Source organism: Pedobacter cryoconitis (genome assembly GCF_014200595.1).
In the GTDB taxonomy this organism is placed as follows: Bacteria; Bacteroidota; Bacteroidia; order Sphingobacteriales; family Sphingobacteriaceae; genus Pedobacter; species Pedobacter cryoconitis_C.
Window position 1 is genome coordinate 182,918 of record NZ_JACHCG010000002.1, and the last position, 16,386, is coordinate 199,303.

Here is a 16,386-nt window from a genome sequence, read left to right on the forward strand (position 1 = left end):
TCACCTTGATTATAGTTTTTTCGATTTAGCTAATTTATTAGCTTAATTGTCACTATTAGGGCGACGGGCGGGACGGATTCTTTGACATGCTGAACCAATTTGTAATCGAAGTTTTTGACAGAATAATATCTATAAAGTTTAATATTTATCTACCTACTAATATGATGGAAAATCTTAAGATAATCGGAATAACCCCATTTGAGAAGCCAGATACCGAACTTGCAATCGCTTTAAATCAATCAGGAATATTTCCTGTATTAAATCTTGGTTATCAATTACCTGAAGCAATTCAGGCATTGAATAAATTAGTGCAAAATGGTGTGACAGATTTTGGAGTATGTATTCCGTCTTCTGATTTGACAACTATCGAACTCCCTGTACAGGTAAGCCTGATTATTATTCCTGATGGCGTAGAATTTCAGCGTAAAGCAGGAGTGAAGCTTATTCGCCAGGTTTATGACCTCAGCTCGGCAAGACAAGCTAAAGCTGCGGCTGCCGATGGGATTATTGTGAAAGGAAATGAAGGAGCAGGAAGAGTTGGACATGAATCGTCCTTTGTCCTGTTTCAACGCATAATACAAGAAATTAAAGACATTCCTGTTTGGGTACAGGGCGGCGTTGGTATACATACCGCTGCTGCTTTAATTGCCCAGGGAGCTGCCGGGATTATACTGGACAGTCAACTGGTTTTATTTCCAGAATGCAGTGCACCTAAAGCCATCAAAGATATCTGTGCTAAATTAAGCGGTACAGAAACCAGGCTATTTGGTGATTACCGGGTATTATCCCGTCCAAACTCACCTGTTATCCAGCAGGATATCAGTCCAAAAGAATTGACTACCTATTTTACTGACTTCAATCTGGAGAAAAGCTACCTTCCCTTAGGACAGGATATTGCGCTTTCTCCAGATCTTTTTAGCAGGTATAAAAAATTAAGCAAACTCGTATTTGGTATCAGAGAAGCTATTTACGGCCATTTAAACCAGGCGAAATCACTGAATGTAATTAGCCCGGAGAATCCGTTGGCCAAAGAACTGAACCTGACTTACCCGATCGCACAAGGCCCGATGACCAGGGTAAGCGACGTTGCACAATTTGCAGATGCCGTATCTGGTGCCGGTGCTTTATCATTTATAGCTTTATCCTTACTCAAAGGAGAAACCGCAAAGAACCTCATCAAAGAAACCAAAAGGCTTGCAGGTAAAAAGACCTGGGGAGTAGGTATTCTTGGTTTTGCCCCGCAAGAACTGCGTGATGAGCAAATGCAATATATTCTGGAAGAAAAGCCACCAGTAGTGCTGATTGCCGGAGGGCGCCCATCACAAGCCAAACCACTGGAAAAAGCAGGAATCAAAACATTTCTTCACGTGCCGTCAGCATCACTGTTAGAGATGTTCCTGAAAGAAGGCGCCCGGAGATTTGTTTTTGAAGGCCGCGAATGCGGAGGCCACGTTGGCCCGCTATCCAGTATGGTACTTTGGGAAAAACAAATTGAACGTTTACTGAAAGAAGATAATCCGGAACAAATCAGCGTATTTTTTGCCGGAGGTATTCACGATGCCTTCTCCACCGCATTCATCTCTATTATGGCAGCCCCGCTTGCTGCAAGAGGTGTAAAAGTCGGTGTATTGATGGGAACAGCTTATTTGTATACCAAAGAAGCCGTAAGTACCGGAGCCATTCAGGAGAAATTTCAGCAGCAGGCTGTACAAGCCAGTGATACCATATTACTGGAAACCGCTCCTGGACATGAAACAAGATGTCTTAAATCTCCATTTTCTGATTTCTTTAGTGAAGAGAAGATCAAACTTCAGCAATCAGGGATTGATAAAAAAGAAATATGGGCAAAACTGGAAACGCTGAATGTAGGGCGTTTAAGAATTGCAGCCAAAGGAATAGAACGCAGAGGAGACGAGCTGGTTACGATCAATGAAGCCGAGCAGCTTACCCTGGGTATGTATATGATCGGCCAGATTGCCGCGTTGCAAAATAAAGTAGTTTCCTTACTGGAACTGCATCAGGATGTAGCAGAAGGTAACTATCAGCATGTGCTGAATGCAGTACTTGCTGCTGCTCCGGAAAAAACAGGTAAATCTCTGGATGTTGCGATCGTAGGGATGGCATGTATCTTCCCTGGAGCAAAAGATCTGGAAGAGTACTGGAGCAATATTATTTTAGGGAAAGACAGTGTAACTGAAGTTCCGGACGAACGCTGGAACAAAGAATTATATTATGATCCGGAATCTACAGCAGGTGATATGTCACACTCTAAATGGGGTGGCTTTATCCCTAAAATAGATTTCGATCCGGTTGAATTTGGTATTCCGCCACAATCACTCGCAGCAATAGAGCCTACCCAGTTGTTAACCCTGATGGTTGCTAAACAAGCCATGGAAAACGCAGGTTATCTGGATGGCGGGTATGACCAGGAAAATGTATCTGTAATTATTGGTGCCGAAGGTGGTAATGATCTGGCAAACAGCTACGGATTCAGATGTTTCTATAAACAGGTATTCGGAGATATGCCGGCCGAGATTGATCAGGCTTTGCCTAAAATGACAGAAGATTCCTTTCCCGGTATCCTGGCTAACGTAATTTCAGGAAGAGTAGCCAACAGGCTAAACTTAGGCGGACGTAACTTTACCGTAGACGCAGCCTGCGCATCCTCTCTGGCAGCAGTTGACCTGGCTTGTCAGGAATTATTTTTAGGCAAATCTGATATGGTACTGGCAGGCGGAGCCGATTTACACAATGGGATCAATGATTACCTGATGTTTTCAAGCACGCACGCATTATCCCGTAAAGGCAGGTGCGCTACTTTTGATGCAGAAGCAGATGGAATTGCATTGGGTGAAGGGATAGCCATGGTGGTTTTAAAAAGACACGAAGATGCGCTGAGAGACGGAGACCGGATTTATTCAGTCATCAAAGGTGTTGGCGGTTCAAGTGACGGTAAAAGTTTAGGCCTGACTGCACCGCGTAAAAACGGGCAGGTACAAGCGCTGGAACGTGCTTACGATCAGGCAGGAATTACCCCTTCGGTAGTTGGGCTGGTAGAAGCTCATGGAACAGGAACTGTAGTGGGTGACCGCACAGAATTAAGTGCATTGACAGATAAATTTATTCAATCTGGTGCAATAGCCGGACAAGCGCACCTTGGTTCTGTGAAAACTCAGATCGGACACACTAAATGTGCCGCTGGTCTTGCAGGTTTGATTAAAGCATCCCTGTCCGTTTATCATGGAATCAAACCGCCAACCATCAATCTGAAAAACCCGAATAGCTATTACAATGCAAAAACCAGTCCTTTTGCTTTTCATACCGAAGCAGGATTGTGGACGGAAGAAAAACGTTATGCAGGTGTGAGTGCATTTGGCTTTGGAGGAACTAATTTTCATGCCGTAATTGAGAATAAAAATCCCGTAAATACTTCGGTACCGACCTTGAAAACATGGCCATCAGAGCTTTTTGTTTTCAGAGGTGACACTTATGAAGAAGCAAAAATTAAATTAACAGCAGTCAAAACATTGTTAGACAGCAACGCACAGGTTGATTTAAAAGATATTGCCTACAGTCTGGCTATGGCCGATAGTAAACCCATCCAGCTGTGTATTGTTGCAGACCGTCAGGAAGACCTGAATATGAAGGTCGAACTTACCCTTTCCGGTATTGAAAGTAAAGACACTTATGCCACTAAAAAAAGAGACGGTAAAGTGGCCTTTATGTTCCCCGGACAAGGTAGTCAGCGTATTAATATGGCAAGAGATCTTTTTGTCATCTTCCCGGCAATGCGCGGTTTATTAAAAGACTTACCAGAATACGAAAAAGTACTGTTTCCAAATGCAGTATTTGATACAGCCTTGCTCAAAGGACAAAAAGAAGCCATCAAAGATACCCGTATGGCCCAGCCTGTATTGGGAATTGTCAACCTGGCTATCGCCAGCTTCCTGAGAGAATTGGGGATTGTACCCGATATGGTTGCCGGACATAGTTACGGAGAATTGCCAGCATTATGTTTTGCTGGTGCATTTGCTGAAGATCAATTGGTACAATTAAGTTCGGCAAGAGCAAAATCTATTCTGGATGCCGTGGAAGGTGAAGATACAGGGGCAATGATTGCGGTCAACGCCAAACAGGAAGAGCTGCAAAAAATCATTTCAGGCTTAACTGATATCTATGCAGTGAATTATAACTCACCGCTGCAATGTGTGCTGGCAGGAACCACACCTGCAATTCAGCAGCTGATGGAAACCCTTAAAGCAGCTAAAATATCTTTCAGAGCATTAGAAGTTGCCTGTGCATTCCATAGCCCGCTGGTTGCCAAATCAAAAGAGCTTTATCAGCAGGTATTAGCAGGCGTTCAGTTCAATGATCTGAATTTACCAGTATGGTCTAATACTACGGCCAGAGAATATCCTGAGCAAGCCGCACAGATTAAAGAAAGATTGACAGATCATCTGATCAAACCCGTAAAATTTGTAGATCAGGTACAGGAAATGTATGCTGCCGGAGCAAGGATCTTCATCGAAGTGGGCCCGGGTAAAGTATTGTCAGGACTGACCAGGGCTTGTTTAGGTAAAGACGAAATGCTGCTGCATGCAGAAGATAAAGGTTTGAACAAGCTGACCCATCTTTTAGGTATGCTGGCCAGTTACCTCTCTACCGGACGTACCATCCACATCGAAAAATTATTTGAAGGCCGCGGCGCGAGATTATTAAATCTCAATGAACCGGCATTGTATAAAAAAAGCCCTACAGTCTGGTTCGTTAACGGCCAGCACGCAATTCCGTCAAACGGGAAATTACCAGCTAACGGGGCGTTACCTATCATACAACCTATCCAAATGAAAAACAGAGAATTAAGATCAGAATCCTCACAAAACGCTCACTCTGCCAGTGATTTGATGATGCAGGAATATCTGAACAGTATGAAATTATTAATTCAGGCACAGCGGGATGTGATGCTTACCTTTTTAGGGCAGAATGTTTCTTTTAACCAGGGATTATCTAATCCTGTAGCTTTACCGCAGCCTGTTTTCGCACAACCAGTACCGCAGGCAGCCGCTTACGAAGCAGCGCCGCAAGCAGTTTTACCACAACCAGTAGCAGTTCAGCAGATAGAACAAAAGGATGTTAAACTTGCCTTATTACAGATTGTAAGTGATAAAACAGGCTATCCGCAAGAAATGCTGGGTATGGAAATGGATCTGGAAGCAGATCTGAGTATTGACTCTATTAAACGTCTGGAAATTATAGGTGCGCTGCGTACCGAATTAGGAGGCTTTAGCGGAACTCAGAGTGAAGATACGGTAATGGAGCAGTTAGCCGGTATTAAGACCTTAAACGGGTTGGTTAACTGGATTACTGAAAATGCAGCACCAGCCAGTACTAATGTATCTGCAACTATCAATATAGAAGTCACAGTCAAAGGAAATCAACCTAAATTTTCAGCAGAAGAGCTCAGAGCAGCGATCCTTTCTGTAGTGAGCGAGAAAACAGGTTATCCTGAAGAAATGCTTGGAATGGATCTTGACCTGGAAGCCGATTTAAGTATTGACTCGATCAAAAGAATGGAGATCATTGGTGAACTGAAACTGAAAATTGGCTTTAGCCAGGGACAGGAGCAGGGCGATGATATCATGGAGAAACTGGCAGCCATTAAAACACTGAATGGACTGGTGAACTGGATCTCGGAAATTGAATCAGAAACCAATGAAGTACTCACCGAAGCGAAAAAAATCATAGAAGAAACCCTGGTAGACAATTCGAGTCTGGAAAAATTATCGAGATTACGTTTTGAACTGACCCCGGCAGCAGTATCTGATATTGAAGCGGCTATCCTTAAAGGACAACGTTTTGCCATCACTGATGACGGTAACGGACAGGCTGTCAAGATCAAAAATCTGTTCAAGAAAAGCGGTGCTCTGGTAGATGTTATATCGGCAGGCGATGATTTGGAAAACTACCAGGGACTGATTATCCTGAATATGTTTACCACAGCAAAGAAATCAAGCATCATAGATCATTTTGCAATGATCAAACAGCTGAATTTTGAAACAGTGAAATGGATTTATATGATTTCTGATATCAGAAGTCATCTGAATGACAGCGCTGATGTAGAAATGCTGAGACTTTACCAGGGTTATTCAGGATTCTTCAAAAGTCTGGACAGAGAGTATGAAAATACCAAGTGCAGAATTGTAAGCCTGGAAACGAAAATGTCGGGTGAAGCTATCGCTAACATCACCTTGAACGAAATCTTAAACCCTGATAAACCATCGGAAATTATTTACCACGATCAAAAAAGACAGATCATGGAACTGATTCCCGCAGAATTAATTACCGGGCTTGAAGATTCTCATATCCAGCTGGATAAAGATGCAGTTGTATTGGTACTGGGCGGTGCCCAGGGAATTACAGCTGAGCTGATGATCCACTTTGCCAAAGACTTCCCTTGTAACTATATCCTGGTTGGCCGTTCAGCGGACCCGAAATCAGCCGTTCAGGGCGTAGCCGCATCCTTAAAAACAAAAGATGAAATCAGGAGTTTCCTGGTTCAGCAGGGCGAACTTAAAAAACCAGCTGAAATAGAGCAGGAAACAGCCCGGATTTATAAAAACAATCAAATCCTGCATAGCATCGCCATGCTCGAAAGCGGAGGCTCTAAAGTAGTTTATGAGTCTATGGATCTGCGTGATGAAGAAGGCCTGAGCCGCTTCGTTGACAGTGTGTACAAAGAATATGGCCGCATTGATGGCGTAGTACATGGAGCAGGGCTGTTAGAAGATAAACTGTTCCACAGTAAAACCTCAGAATCTTTTGAACGCGTATTTGATACCAAAGTTACCCCTTTAAGAGTGCTTGCAGAAAAGCTGAAAGCTGAAACTCAGTTTGTCATTCTCTTTTCAAGTATCGCTTCTGTTTATGGGAACCGCGGACAAACAGATTACGCAGCAGCAAACAGTGTAATGGATAAATATGCCTGGGCCTTGAAGCAAAAAATTAATGGGAAGGTCCTGGCTATCAACTGGGGGCCATGGAAAGGGGCCGGTATGGTTTCTCCGACACTGGAAAAAGAATACGAAAGAAGAGGTATCGCGCTCATCCCATTGCAAGACGGTATGGAGACGTTCTTAAATGAACTCAAATATGGAAAAGAAAGCCAGGTACTGATTATGGCTGGAAATAACTGGTAGCTGATCTGTTTTAAACAATATACCTGATGAAGAAAACGGATGTAGCTGTGATTGGAATGTCCTGTATTTTCCCGGGAGCGGGAGATCTGGATACCTTCTGGAAAAATATTATGAATAAGGTTGATTCTACTCAAGTTGTGCCGCCGGATCGTATTGATCCGGTGCACTTCGATAAAGATTCAACCGGTGTAGACCGTTTTTATTGCAATAGAGGGGGATTTATACCTGAATACAACTTTGACCCACAACGCTTTGGTATTCTTCCTGTAGCCGTGAATGGTACAGAGCCGGATCATTTACTGACACTGGATTTGGTTTACCGTGCTTTGGAAGATGCAGGTGTATTTGAAAAAAACACCTCTTTAGAAAAGACCGGTATTATCATTGGAAAAGGGAATTATGCAGGCCCCGGTGCAACAAGGGCTATTGAAATTGTAAGAACTGGTGAACAGATTGCTGCGGTACTGAAAGATTTACTGCCACAACTGGGAACTGAAGACATAGAAAAAGTAAAACATGAATTCCAGGCACGTAAAGGCCGTTTCGGCCCGGATACAGCTATGGGATTAATTCCAAACCTGGTAGCCTCACTCGTTGCTAACCGTTTAAATCTGGGAGGTGTCGCCTTCACCCTGGACGCGGCATGCGCAAGCTCCCTGATTGCCATAGACCATGCGATTCAGGAATTGAATAGCGGACGCTGTAATATGGTGATTGCAGGCGGGGTACATGTAGGGCAGAATGCAGCTTTCTGGAGTATCTTTTCCAATTTGGGCGCACTCTCCAAACAAGAAAAAATCAAACCTTTTGATACCAGTGCCGACGGTTTAATTATCGGTGAAGGCTGCGGTTTTGTAGTTTTAAAACGGTTAGAAGATGCCGTTCAGGAAAAAGACCGGATTTACGCTGTACTTAAAGGAGTAGGGGTAAGCAGTGACGGGAGCGGTACCAGTGTGATGAGCCCTTCTGTGAAAGGTCAGCTCAGGGCAATCACGCAAGCCTGGGAAAATTCAGGATTAGCAGCCAAAGACATCGGTTATATCGAAGCACACGGTACAGGTACACCTTTAGGTGATAAAACAGAACTGGAAACGCTCACACAGTTTTTCGGCCATAATGCTGACTTACCGAAAGCAGGGATTGGAACTGTGAAATCTAATATCGGCCATGCCATGCCCGCAGCAGGAATTGCCGGGCTGATCAAAACCTGTTTAGCCTTATACCATGATATTCTGCCACCAACACTGCACTGTGAAAATCCTTTAGCACAACTCGCACAAACACAATTCTCAGCGGTTCAGGAGCCTTTAAGCTGGGAGAAATCCGGATTGCCTAAAATTGCCGGTGTCAATGCCTTTGGTTTTGGAGGGATTAACGCCCATGTGGTATTGGAAGGATTTAATGCGCCTAAAAAAGACGAAGTCTTATTGCTGGCACGTGCCACACACGAAGAATTGATCCATGCTTTAGAAAACAACGATTTTAACGCTGGCATTGGAAATTACCGGATTGCACTATTCGATCCAACTCCCGAAAGAATTAAAAAGGCAATTAAGATTGCTGCAAAAAATAATCCATGGCGTAATAAACAAGATATCTGGTATACCAACGAACCGTTAATCAGCAACGGCGGTAAAATCGCCTTTGTATTTCCTGGTCTGGATGGTCTGGCAGGTGGTGAAGTAGCAAGCGTAACCGATTATTTTAATATCGCAGAAGCGCAGCATACTAAAGCAGAAGGCTTACTGAGTGATGCCTTAAAAACATTGAATAAAAGTAGTGTGCTGGACATCGCCCTCAAACAATTAGGCGTACAGCCCGATATGAATGCCGGGCACAGCTTAGGGGAATGGCTGGCAGCAAGATCATCAGAACTGGCTGAAGAAAGCTCTGTTTCCCAATTGCTGAAAGTTCTGAACCCGGAAACTTTTGAGTTAAAAGATTCGAGGTTTATCGCTGTAGGTTGTGGAATAGAACAACTTTTACCCATCATCGCTAATATCAATGACGTCTATCTTTCTAACGACAATTGCCCGCAGCAGGTTATTTTGTGCGGCAGTAAAAATGCTTTAGAAGAACTAGCCCCTATATTAAAAGCAAAACAGATTTTTCATCAGATCTTACCGTTTCAGTCTGGTTTCCATTCTCCGTTTATCGCAGATAAGCTGGAGGTGATCCTGGAAGGGATGAAAGATATGCAATTCCGTAAAACAACCACACCATTGTGGTCGGCTACTACGCTGGAACTTTATCCGGAAGGCTTTGAAGCCATCCGTCAATTGAGTGCAGAACACCTGATTAAACCGGTGCGTTTCCGGGAATTGACAGAAAAACTCTATGAACAGGGTGCAAGAGTATTTATACAGATCGGATCGGGTGGATTAGTTGGTTTTATCGATGATACCCTGAAAGGAAAAAACTTCAGTACCATCTCTTCCAACGTGCCTGTCAGATCAGGAATCACTCAACTGCAACGCGTAATCGCAGCTCTGTTTGTAGAAGGCAAAGAAACAGGATTGAACTTTCTCGGACAAATTAAATCCGGCCCTGCTGTAAAAGGCAAAGGGATCAAATTAGAATTGGGTTTACCCATGATTACCGGGCTGAACAGCCTGAAAGGGCTGGCAGGGCAATCTTCAGTTTACAGCGCGCCAAATCCTGCGGTCTATGCCAAAGGATTATTAGAAGATGTAGCTGATCCGGTGATGAAAGCCTTCAATGAAAACGTACTGGAAATGGCAAATATCCAGGCAGAAATACAGCAGCTGTTCAAAGACAGGATCTTGCAACCTGCAAGTTATCTGAACAGGACAGCAGCTCCCGCAGTAGCTGTACCTGAAGTGTTTACGCCACAGGCACCTCAGGTAGCAGCCACACCTTTAACAAGAGTACCTTTTGCTGAACAACTGGACATCACACTGGAGAATTGCCCTTACCTGAAAGACCATGCTTTACTCAGACAACCTAAAGACTGGCATTGTGTAGCTGATATGGACCCGGTTATTCCGATGACCATGATATTTGAATTGTTTGGAGAAATTGCAGCAGCGAAATCTCCTGGAGAACAGGTTCATAAAATATTGAACATCAAAGTTTTTCAATGGATGAATGTGGTCAAGCCTTTCCGCGAAACGATTACTGGTGAATGGAAAGATCAGCAAAAGGTATACCTCAACTTAGAACGTTTTGCGAATGCAGAAGTTGTACTGGCAGAAAAACTGGGGATACCTGCATCTCAGTCTTTTGATATTGGTAAAATCCTGGACATTCAGCGAACTGCTGAACAAATCTATGAAAATCATATGTTTCACGGGCCTGGTTACCAGGGCATCAAATACTTAAAAGCAGTAGGTGAAAAAGGGATCACCGGTATAATTGAAAGTGGTGCCGGAAAAGGTTCACTGCTGGATAATGCAGGCCAGCTCTTTGGCTTATGGCTGCAACTGATCCTGACTAAAGACCGGATTGCTTTCCCTGTGAAAATACAGGAAATAGAGTTTTTTGGGAATATGCACGATCAGCAAGGTGAATTTGAATGTACCTGTGTACTGACTGATATAAACGAAGAATTTGCAACAGGTAATTTTATCATTAAACGTGATCACCAGGTCTGGGCAATAATCTCAGGCTGGCAAAACAGGAGACTGGAAATAGATGATGCTTTATGGAGCGTGTCTATGTCACCCCTGCATAACCGTTTATCCAAAGAGATTGCACCGGGTATTTTTATGTTTCACAATGCTTATTCAAGAGTAGTTTCCTGGGATTTCATTCTGAAACGTTATTTCAATCAGGACGAGAAAAAGTATCATAACTCCCTGTTGCCTAACAAAAGGAAAACATGGATGATCAGCCGGGTGGCCGTAAAAGATGCAGTGAGAAATCTGCTTAACAAAGAAAAACAACATGCCTGTTATCCGATCACCTTTGAAATTAAATCGGACGAGCTGCAAAGGCCTTACCCTCACGGTGGTCAAACTGCTGGTATTCATGTTTCTTTAGCACATAAAGGAACTGATGCCGTGGGGGTTGCCTGCCTGAACAGACCAGTAGGTATTGATATTGAAAGTATAGAAGAACGCAGTGCAGGATTTTTTGAGCTTGCATTTACCGAAACAGAAATGGCTTTACTCAAAGGGCGGGACAAAGCAGAATGGGCAACCCGTTTCTGGACAGCCAAAGAAGCCTATGGCAAGTACCTGGGCAAAGGCCTGCAAGGCAATCCGAAAGCCTACGTCGTAGAAGAGATTACAGGCGAAGAATTACGGATCAAAGACACAATTATAAAAACCATTAAACACCATAACTATATAATCGGATGGACGCAATAGCAACGAACAGGCAACTAAATAACAACGAAATCTTTGACTTGATGAAGCAATTCATTACAGAAGTTATCGGAGAAGAATTTGTGGAAGAAATGGACATTACACCACAGAGTTCTTTTACCAAAGATCTGGAAATGGACAGTATAGAAATTGTATCCTTCTCTGAAAAGATAAAAACACACTTTGGTGAACAGATCGATTTTACGGGATGGTTATCCGCAATGGATCTGGATCAGCTAATTAACCTGAACCTGGAAATGATCATTAATTATATACACGAATGCCAGTCATCCAGGTAAATCAAAGAGAAGTGCACATCCAGGAATTGAATAAAGGGGCGGCTGAAACTGTTCTTTTAATTCATGGGATGTTCAGCAATCTTTCTGTTTATTATTTTAATATCGCCCCGGTACTGGCCGAACATTTCCATGTGGTGATGTACGATCTGAAAAGCCATGGAATGAGTGAGCGTGTGCTGGAAGGTTATGACCTGAACAGTATGACTGATGATCTCTGCGCGCTGATGGACGTATTGAAACTGAAAAAAGTGCATCTGGCAGGTTATAGTTTCGGAGGTCTCATTGCTTTAAAAATGGCAATGCGTTTCCCTGAAAAATTAGGCAAACTGGTGATCATTGAGGCGCCCGATCCGAATGATGAAAAAACCCGCGGTATTATTGATGATTACAGCAGAGAATTCCTGGAGCACTACGTAGAGAATTTTACAGATACCACGAAGGTGAAAATGGGGAAAAGACAAATGGAACGTAACCACCGGATGTATGAATATCTGTTTTACCAGACCAGTATCAAGGATGATATGATTCTGGAAAGCGGATTTTTCAGTACGCCAGAAATGAATGCACTGGAAAAGGATACGCTTTTACTCTATGGATCAGCCTCTAATTGTTTGCAGGCAGGAAAACAACTGAATAAACTGATCAGCAGATCCGACCTGATCCCGCTTGACGGTGATCATAATATCCCGATTCAAAAACCAGAAATGGTTGCAAATATTGTAGCCGGGTTTTTTATAAACTAATTCAACCTTATACGCACGCTATGGCAAAATTTGTATTTATTGTTCCTCCGCTGACTGGCCATATCAATCCCACTTTAAGTATGGGAGCTGTTTTACTGCAACGCGGACATCAGGTGGGCTGGATTACACTCGATCCTGACCTTGCTTTAAAATTGCCTGAAGGAGGGGAGTTATTATTGATTCAGTATGACGAAAGCGATCAGGATAAACAGGATAGTGAAAAGTATCTTGATATTATCACTAAAAAGATTGTTTATGGAATTGATAGTATCAAATTTTTATATGAAGAAGTATTAATCCCGTTAAACCGTCATAGCTATGAAGGTATAGTGAGCTGGCTGGAAAAGTATAAGCCTGACCTGGTGATTACCGATCATCAGATGTTTGCTGGTGCGATTGCCGCAGTGAACTATAAAATCCCTTATGCAACCTCAGTTACTGCACCTGCTGCGATCAAGATCATGGACGAACTGCCTAAAGTTCATGAATGGGAAGTGAACCAGATTGTCGCTTTGCAGAAAGAACTTGGGGTGGATAAATCTACTTCTATAGCCTGTTCAGGAATTCTGACGATGGTTTTAACCTCGAGAGAATTTTTTGGAGAACTGGAATTACCAGCCTCTTATCATTTTGTAGGGCCGGTGATCAACCGCAAGCCCGTAAATGCCTGTTTTGACTGGGACTTACTGCAAAAAAACAACAGGCCAAAAATACTCGTCAGCATCGGAACTACTTTTGACCATGAACATAAAAAGAACTTTTTTGCAAAGGTTATTGAAGCATTTGAAAACGAAAACCTGACTGTAGTCGTCGTTTCCGATCCCTCACTTTTTGAAGTCTGGCCGGAGAACTTTATCGTACAGCGTATGGTGCCGCAACTGGAATTACTGCCGCACCTGGATGCTGTAGTTTGCCACGGCGGACACAATACGGTCTGTGAAACCCTGATGAATGGTTTACCCATGGTTGTGATTCCAATTGCCTATGATCAGTCACATGTGGCAGGAAGAGTAGTACGTGTTGGCGCCGGTTTGCGTTTGAATTTCAACCGTTTCAAAGCCAGGCACCTTCAGGAAGCTGTTCAGGAAATATTACAGGATGCCGCATTCAAAACCGCTGCACAAGAAATTAAAGAATCATTTATTGCTGCCGGCGGTACTGAAGCTGCTGCTACTTTATTAGCGCAGTTTAGTGTCAACGAACCTTTGTTATTAAATAGTTAAAACAGGAATTATGTCTAGATTTTTATTTGTCGTACCCCCTTTTTTTGGCCATATCAGCCCAACCCTTAGCATAGGCTCCAGTTTAATTGCCCGCGGGCATGAAGTAAAATGGATAGGAATTACACCGCTTGCAGCAAAACATATTCCTGAAGGCGGAGAATTCATTTATCCGGCAGCAGACCTGGCAGAACATCAGGAAGAAATTGACCGGATATTAAAGCGCCAGGATGATGGCCCTGCCTGTTCAGGCCCGGAGGTCATGAAACTGGCACTGGAAGAAACTTATGTTCCATTTGCAAGGATTATGATGAAAGGCCTGGGGAACTTTGTGGACGAGTGGAAACCAGATGTGATCGTAAACGACTGTATTACTTTTGCGGGGGCTTTATGTGCCCATATTAAAGGCATTCCATCTGTGACTACTACACCAGTGCCACCAGATGTGATCGGAGATACACAGACCAGTGCCCCTAAAATATTTGAATGGCAGCAGCAGCTGATCAAAGGTTTACAGCAGGAACTTGGTATCTATGGAGATGATATTTTTATTCATTCTCATAAACTCAATCTCGTTTTTACCTCTCAGACATTTGCCGGCTTTACAGAAACTCCGCCGCATATGAAATTTGTCGGCCCTGTAAAAGGCAGGCCGAATCATGCTGCTTTTGACTGGGAAAGACTTGCAACGGCAAAAACGCCTAAGGTTTTCGTGTCCCTGGGGACTTTATTAGTGGATATCAGAGCTGCATTTTTTCAGAAGCTGATTGATGCTTTTGCAGATCAGCCAGTCACGATCATCGCAGCTACGAATCCGGATATTTTCGAGGTATGGCCTGATAATTTCATCGTGAACAGCTTTGTTCCGCAAACCGAACTGATGCCTCATATGGATGCGGTGATCTGTCATGGTGGTTTCAACACCGTCAACGATACTTTTACCAATGGGCTGCCTATGCTGATCACCCCGATTGCTTATGATCATTTCCATACGGCCAAACTGATTGTGAATGCAGGCTGTGGAATTAGTATCCGTTACAAAAGATTAAAAATTGCCGATTTGCAAAATGCTGTTTTCGAATTGCTGGAAAATCCACAATACCGGAACGCAGCTTTAAAAATAAAAGAAACATTTATTGCTTCAGGCGGGAATGACAAAGCAGTACAGCTGCTGGAAGATTTTGCTGAAGCGGAACAATTAGTCGAAAAGAATAATTAATGCCGATGAACCCGACATGGTTAAAATAAGTATTAGGCACACAGGGCAATAATTATTTTAAATCATCAAAGACTCATCTAAAAAATAACAATAAATAAATTAGATGAAAAGAAAACTACTTTTTGGTGAAAGGTTAATGCTTGGTGATGGAAAAACTCCTTTTAATGGAGTGTTTCCAATTAAAATCCGCGGAGAATTTTCTGCTGCGAGACTGCATCATGCACTGTTAAGACTGCAACAGAAACATCCTTTGCTGAATGCAGTAATTACCTATGATAAAAATAACCGCCCATACTTTGCGACAGCTAATGAACAGCCAGTTAAAATTCCGGTGGAAATCCTTTCCAGGTACAGTGATCATGACTGGGAAGCGGAGACAGTCAGGCAATGGCAAACTCCGTTTAGAACAGAACTGGAACCGATGTTACGTGTGTCATGGTTAAAAGGAGATGGAGTTTCTGAGCTGCTTACGGTCTTTCACCACTGTTTGATTGATGGCGGGTCAATAATGACTATTCTGACTGCATTATTCGAATTAATAGATAATGGAGATGCTGATATTGGTCAGGAAAGCCCTATTAGAGGACTTGCGGACATTGTGCCGCCTGAGATTATGGAGAGTAGAAAGAAAAAGATAAAAGTGAACCTGATCGGTAATATTGCCGTACTGGCTTTAAGGCTGATGCCGGCGGGAAAAAAAGCTGTAGAAAGAAAAAAGGATTATTTGATTCACTGGAAAATGGATGAAGAGATGACCTCACAACTTTCCGGTTTCTGCAAACGTGCTGAGGTAACGGTCAATACACTTTTATGTGCAGTGCTGTTACAGACTTTTAAAGAGGTAAGAAAAGAAAAATCACATAATAAGATTTCCTGCCCAGTTGATCTGCGTAATATTAATCAGCATATAAAAAAGGACAATATTTTTGCTTTTGGCTCTATGTTCGTTGTCAGCTCTTATCCGGAGCTTGATTTTATGAGCAATCTGAGGGCTATACATCATGATATTAAGCAAAAGCTCAAAAAAATTGATCCATACCTGATGCTGATGGTACTGGAAAAAGCACATCCCGTACTCCATAAATTCAGTCGCTTTTTAAAACACAGCAAATCAAGTAACGATTGTATGTTCTCTAATATGGGCAGGATAACTATGCCTTATCAGTATAAAACATTTGAAATAGAAACCATGTACGCACCGACTGCAATCGGTCCTCTGGGTAATACAACGTCACTGTTAACATCTACCTGCCGCGGGCAAATGGACTTTTGCTTCGTCGCCAGCGAAGGATATATTCCTTATACAGAAGGTCAGGCTATACAAACAAGGATCATGTCGATCCTCAAAGAACAATTAAAAACACAGTTTCAACCAGGATAA

At 42.9% G+C, this 16,386-nt stretch carries 7 protein-coding genes; all 7 read left to right on the top strand.

Annotation, left to right across the window (positions count from 1 at the left end; genetic code table 11):
• Positions 1 to 161 precede the first annotated feature (161 nt).
• The 7 genes from HDE70_RS14765 to HDE70_RS14795 all read left to right on the top strand — a co-directional run bounded on the left by HDE70_RS14765 (position 162) and on the right by HDE70_RS14795 (position 16,386).
• Complete coding sequence (locus HDE70_RS14765; protein WP_260160819.1) at positions 162 to 7,196, top strand: type I polyketide synthase; 7,035 nt, start codon at positions 162 to 164, stop codon at positions 7,194 to 7,196.
• A 26-nt stretch (positions 7,197 to 7,222) separates the two neighbouring features.
• Complete coding sequence (locus tag HDE70_RS14770; protein ID WP_183891101.1) at positions 7,223 to 11,527, top strand: type I polyketide synthase; 4,305 nt, start codon at positions 7,223 to 7,225, stop codon at positions 11,525 to 11,527.
• Positions 11,515 to 11,823 (top strand): acyl carrier protein, encoded by a 309-nt coding sequence (locus HDE70_RS14775; protein ID WP_183869408.1) that lies wholly within the window; start codon positions 11,515 to 11,517, stop codon positions 11,821 to 11,823. The genes HDE70_RS14770 and HDE70_RS14775 overlap by 13 nt, the downstream gene beginning before the upstream one ends.
• Positions 11,805 to 12,566, top strand: a complete 762-nt coding sequence (locus tag HDE70_RS14780) for an alpha/beta fold hydrolase (RefSeq protein ID WP_183869407.1) — start codon at positions 11,805 to 11,807, stop codon at positions 12,564 to 12,566. The genes HDE70_RS14775 and HDE70_RS14780 overlap by 19 nt, the downstream gene beginning before the upstream one ends.
• A 20-nt stretch (positions 12,567 to 12,586) precedes the next feature.
• Positions 12,587 to 13,789, top strand: a complete 1,203-nt coding sequence (locus HDE70_RS14785) for a glycosyltransferase (RefSeq protein ID WP_183891102.1) — start codon at positions 12,587 to 12,589, stop codon at positions 13,787 to 13,789.
• Positions 13,790 to 13,799: 10 nt separating this feature from the next.
• The gene (locus tag HDE70_RS14790; protein ID WP_183891103.1) at positions 13,800 to 15,005 is read left to right on the top strand and encodes a glycosyltransferase; all 1,206 of its coding nucleotides are present in this window, start codon (positions 13,800 to 13,802) and stop codon (positions 15,003 to 15,005) included.
• A 103-nt stretch (positions 15,006 to 15,108) separates the two neighbouring features.
• Positions 15,109 to 16,386, top strand: a complete 1,278-nt coding sequence (locus HDE70_RS14795; RefSeq protein WP_183891104.1) for a condensation domain-containing protein — start codon at positions 15,109 to 15,111, stop codon at positions 16,384 to 16,386.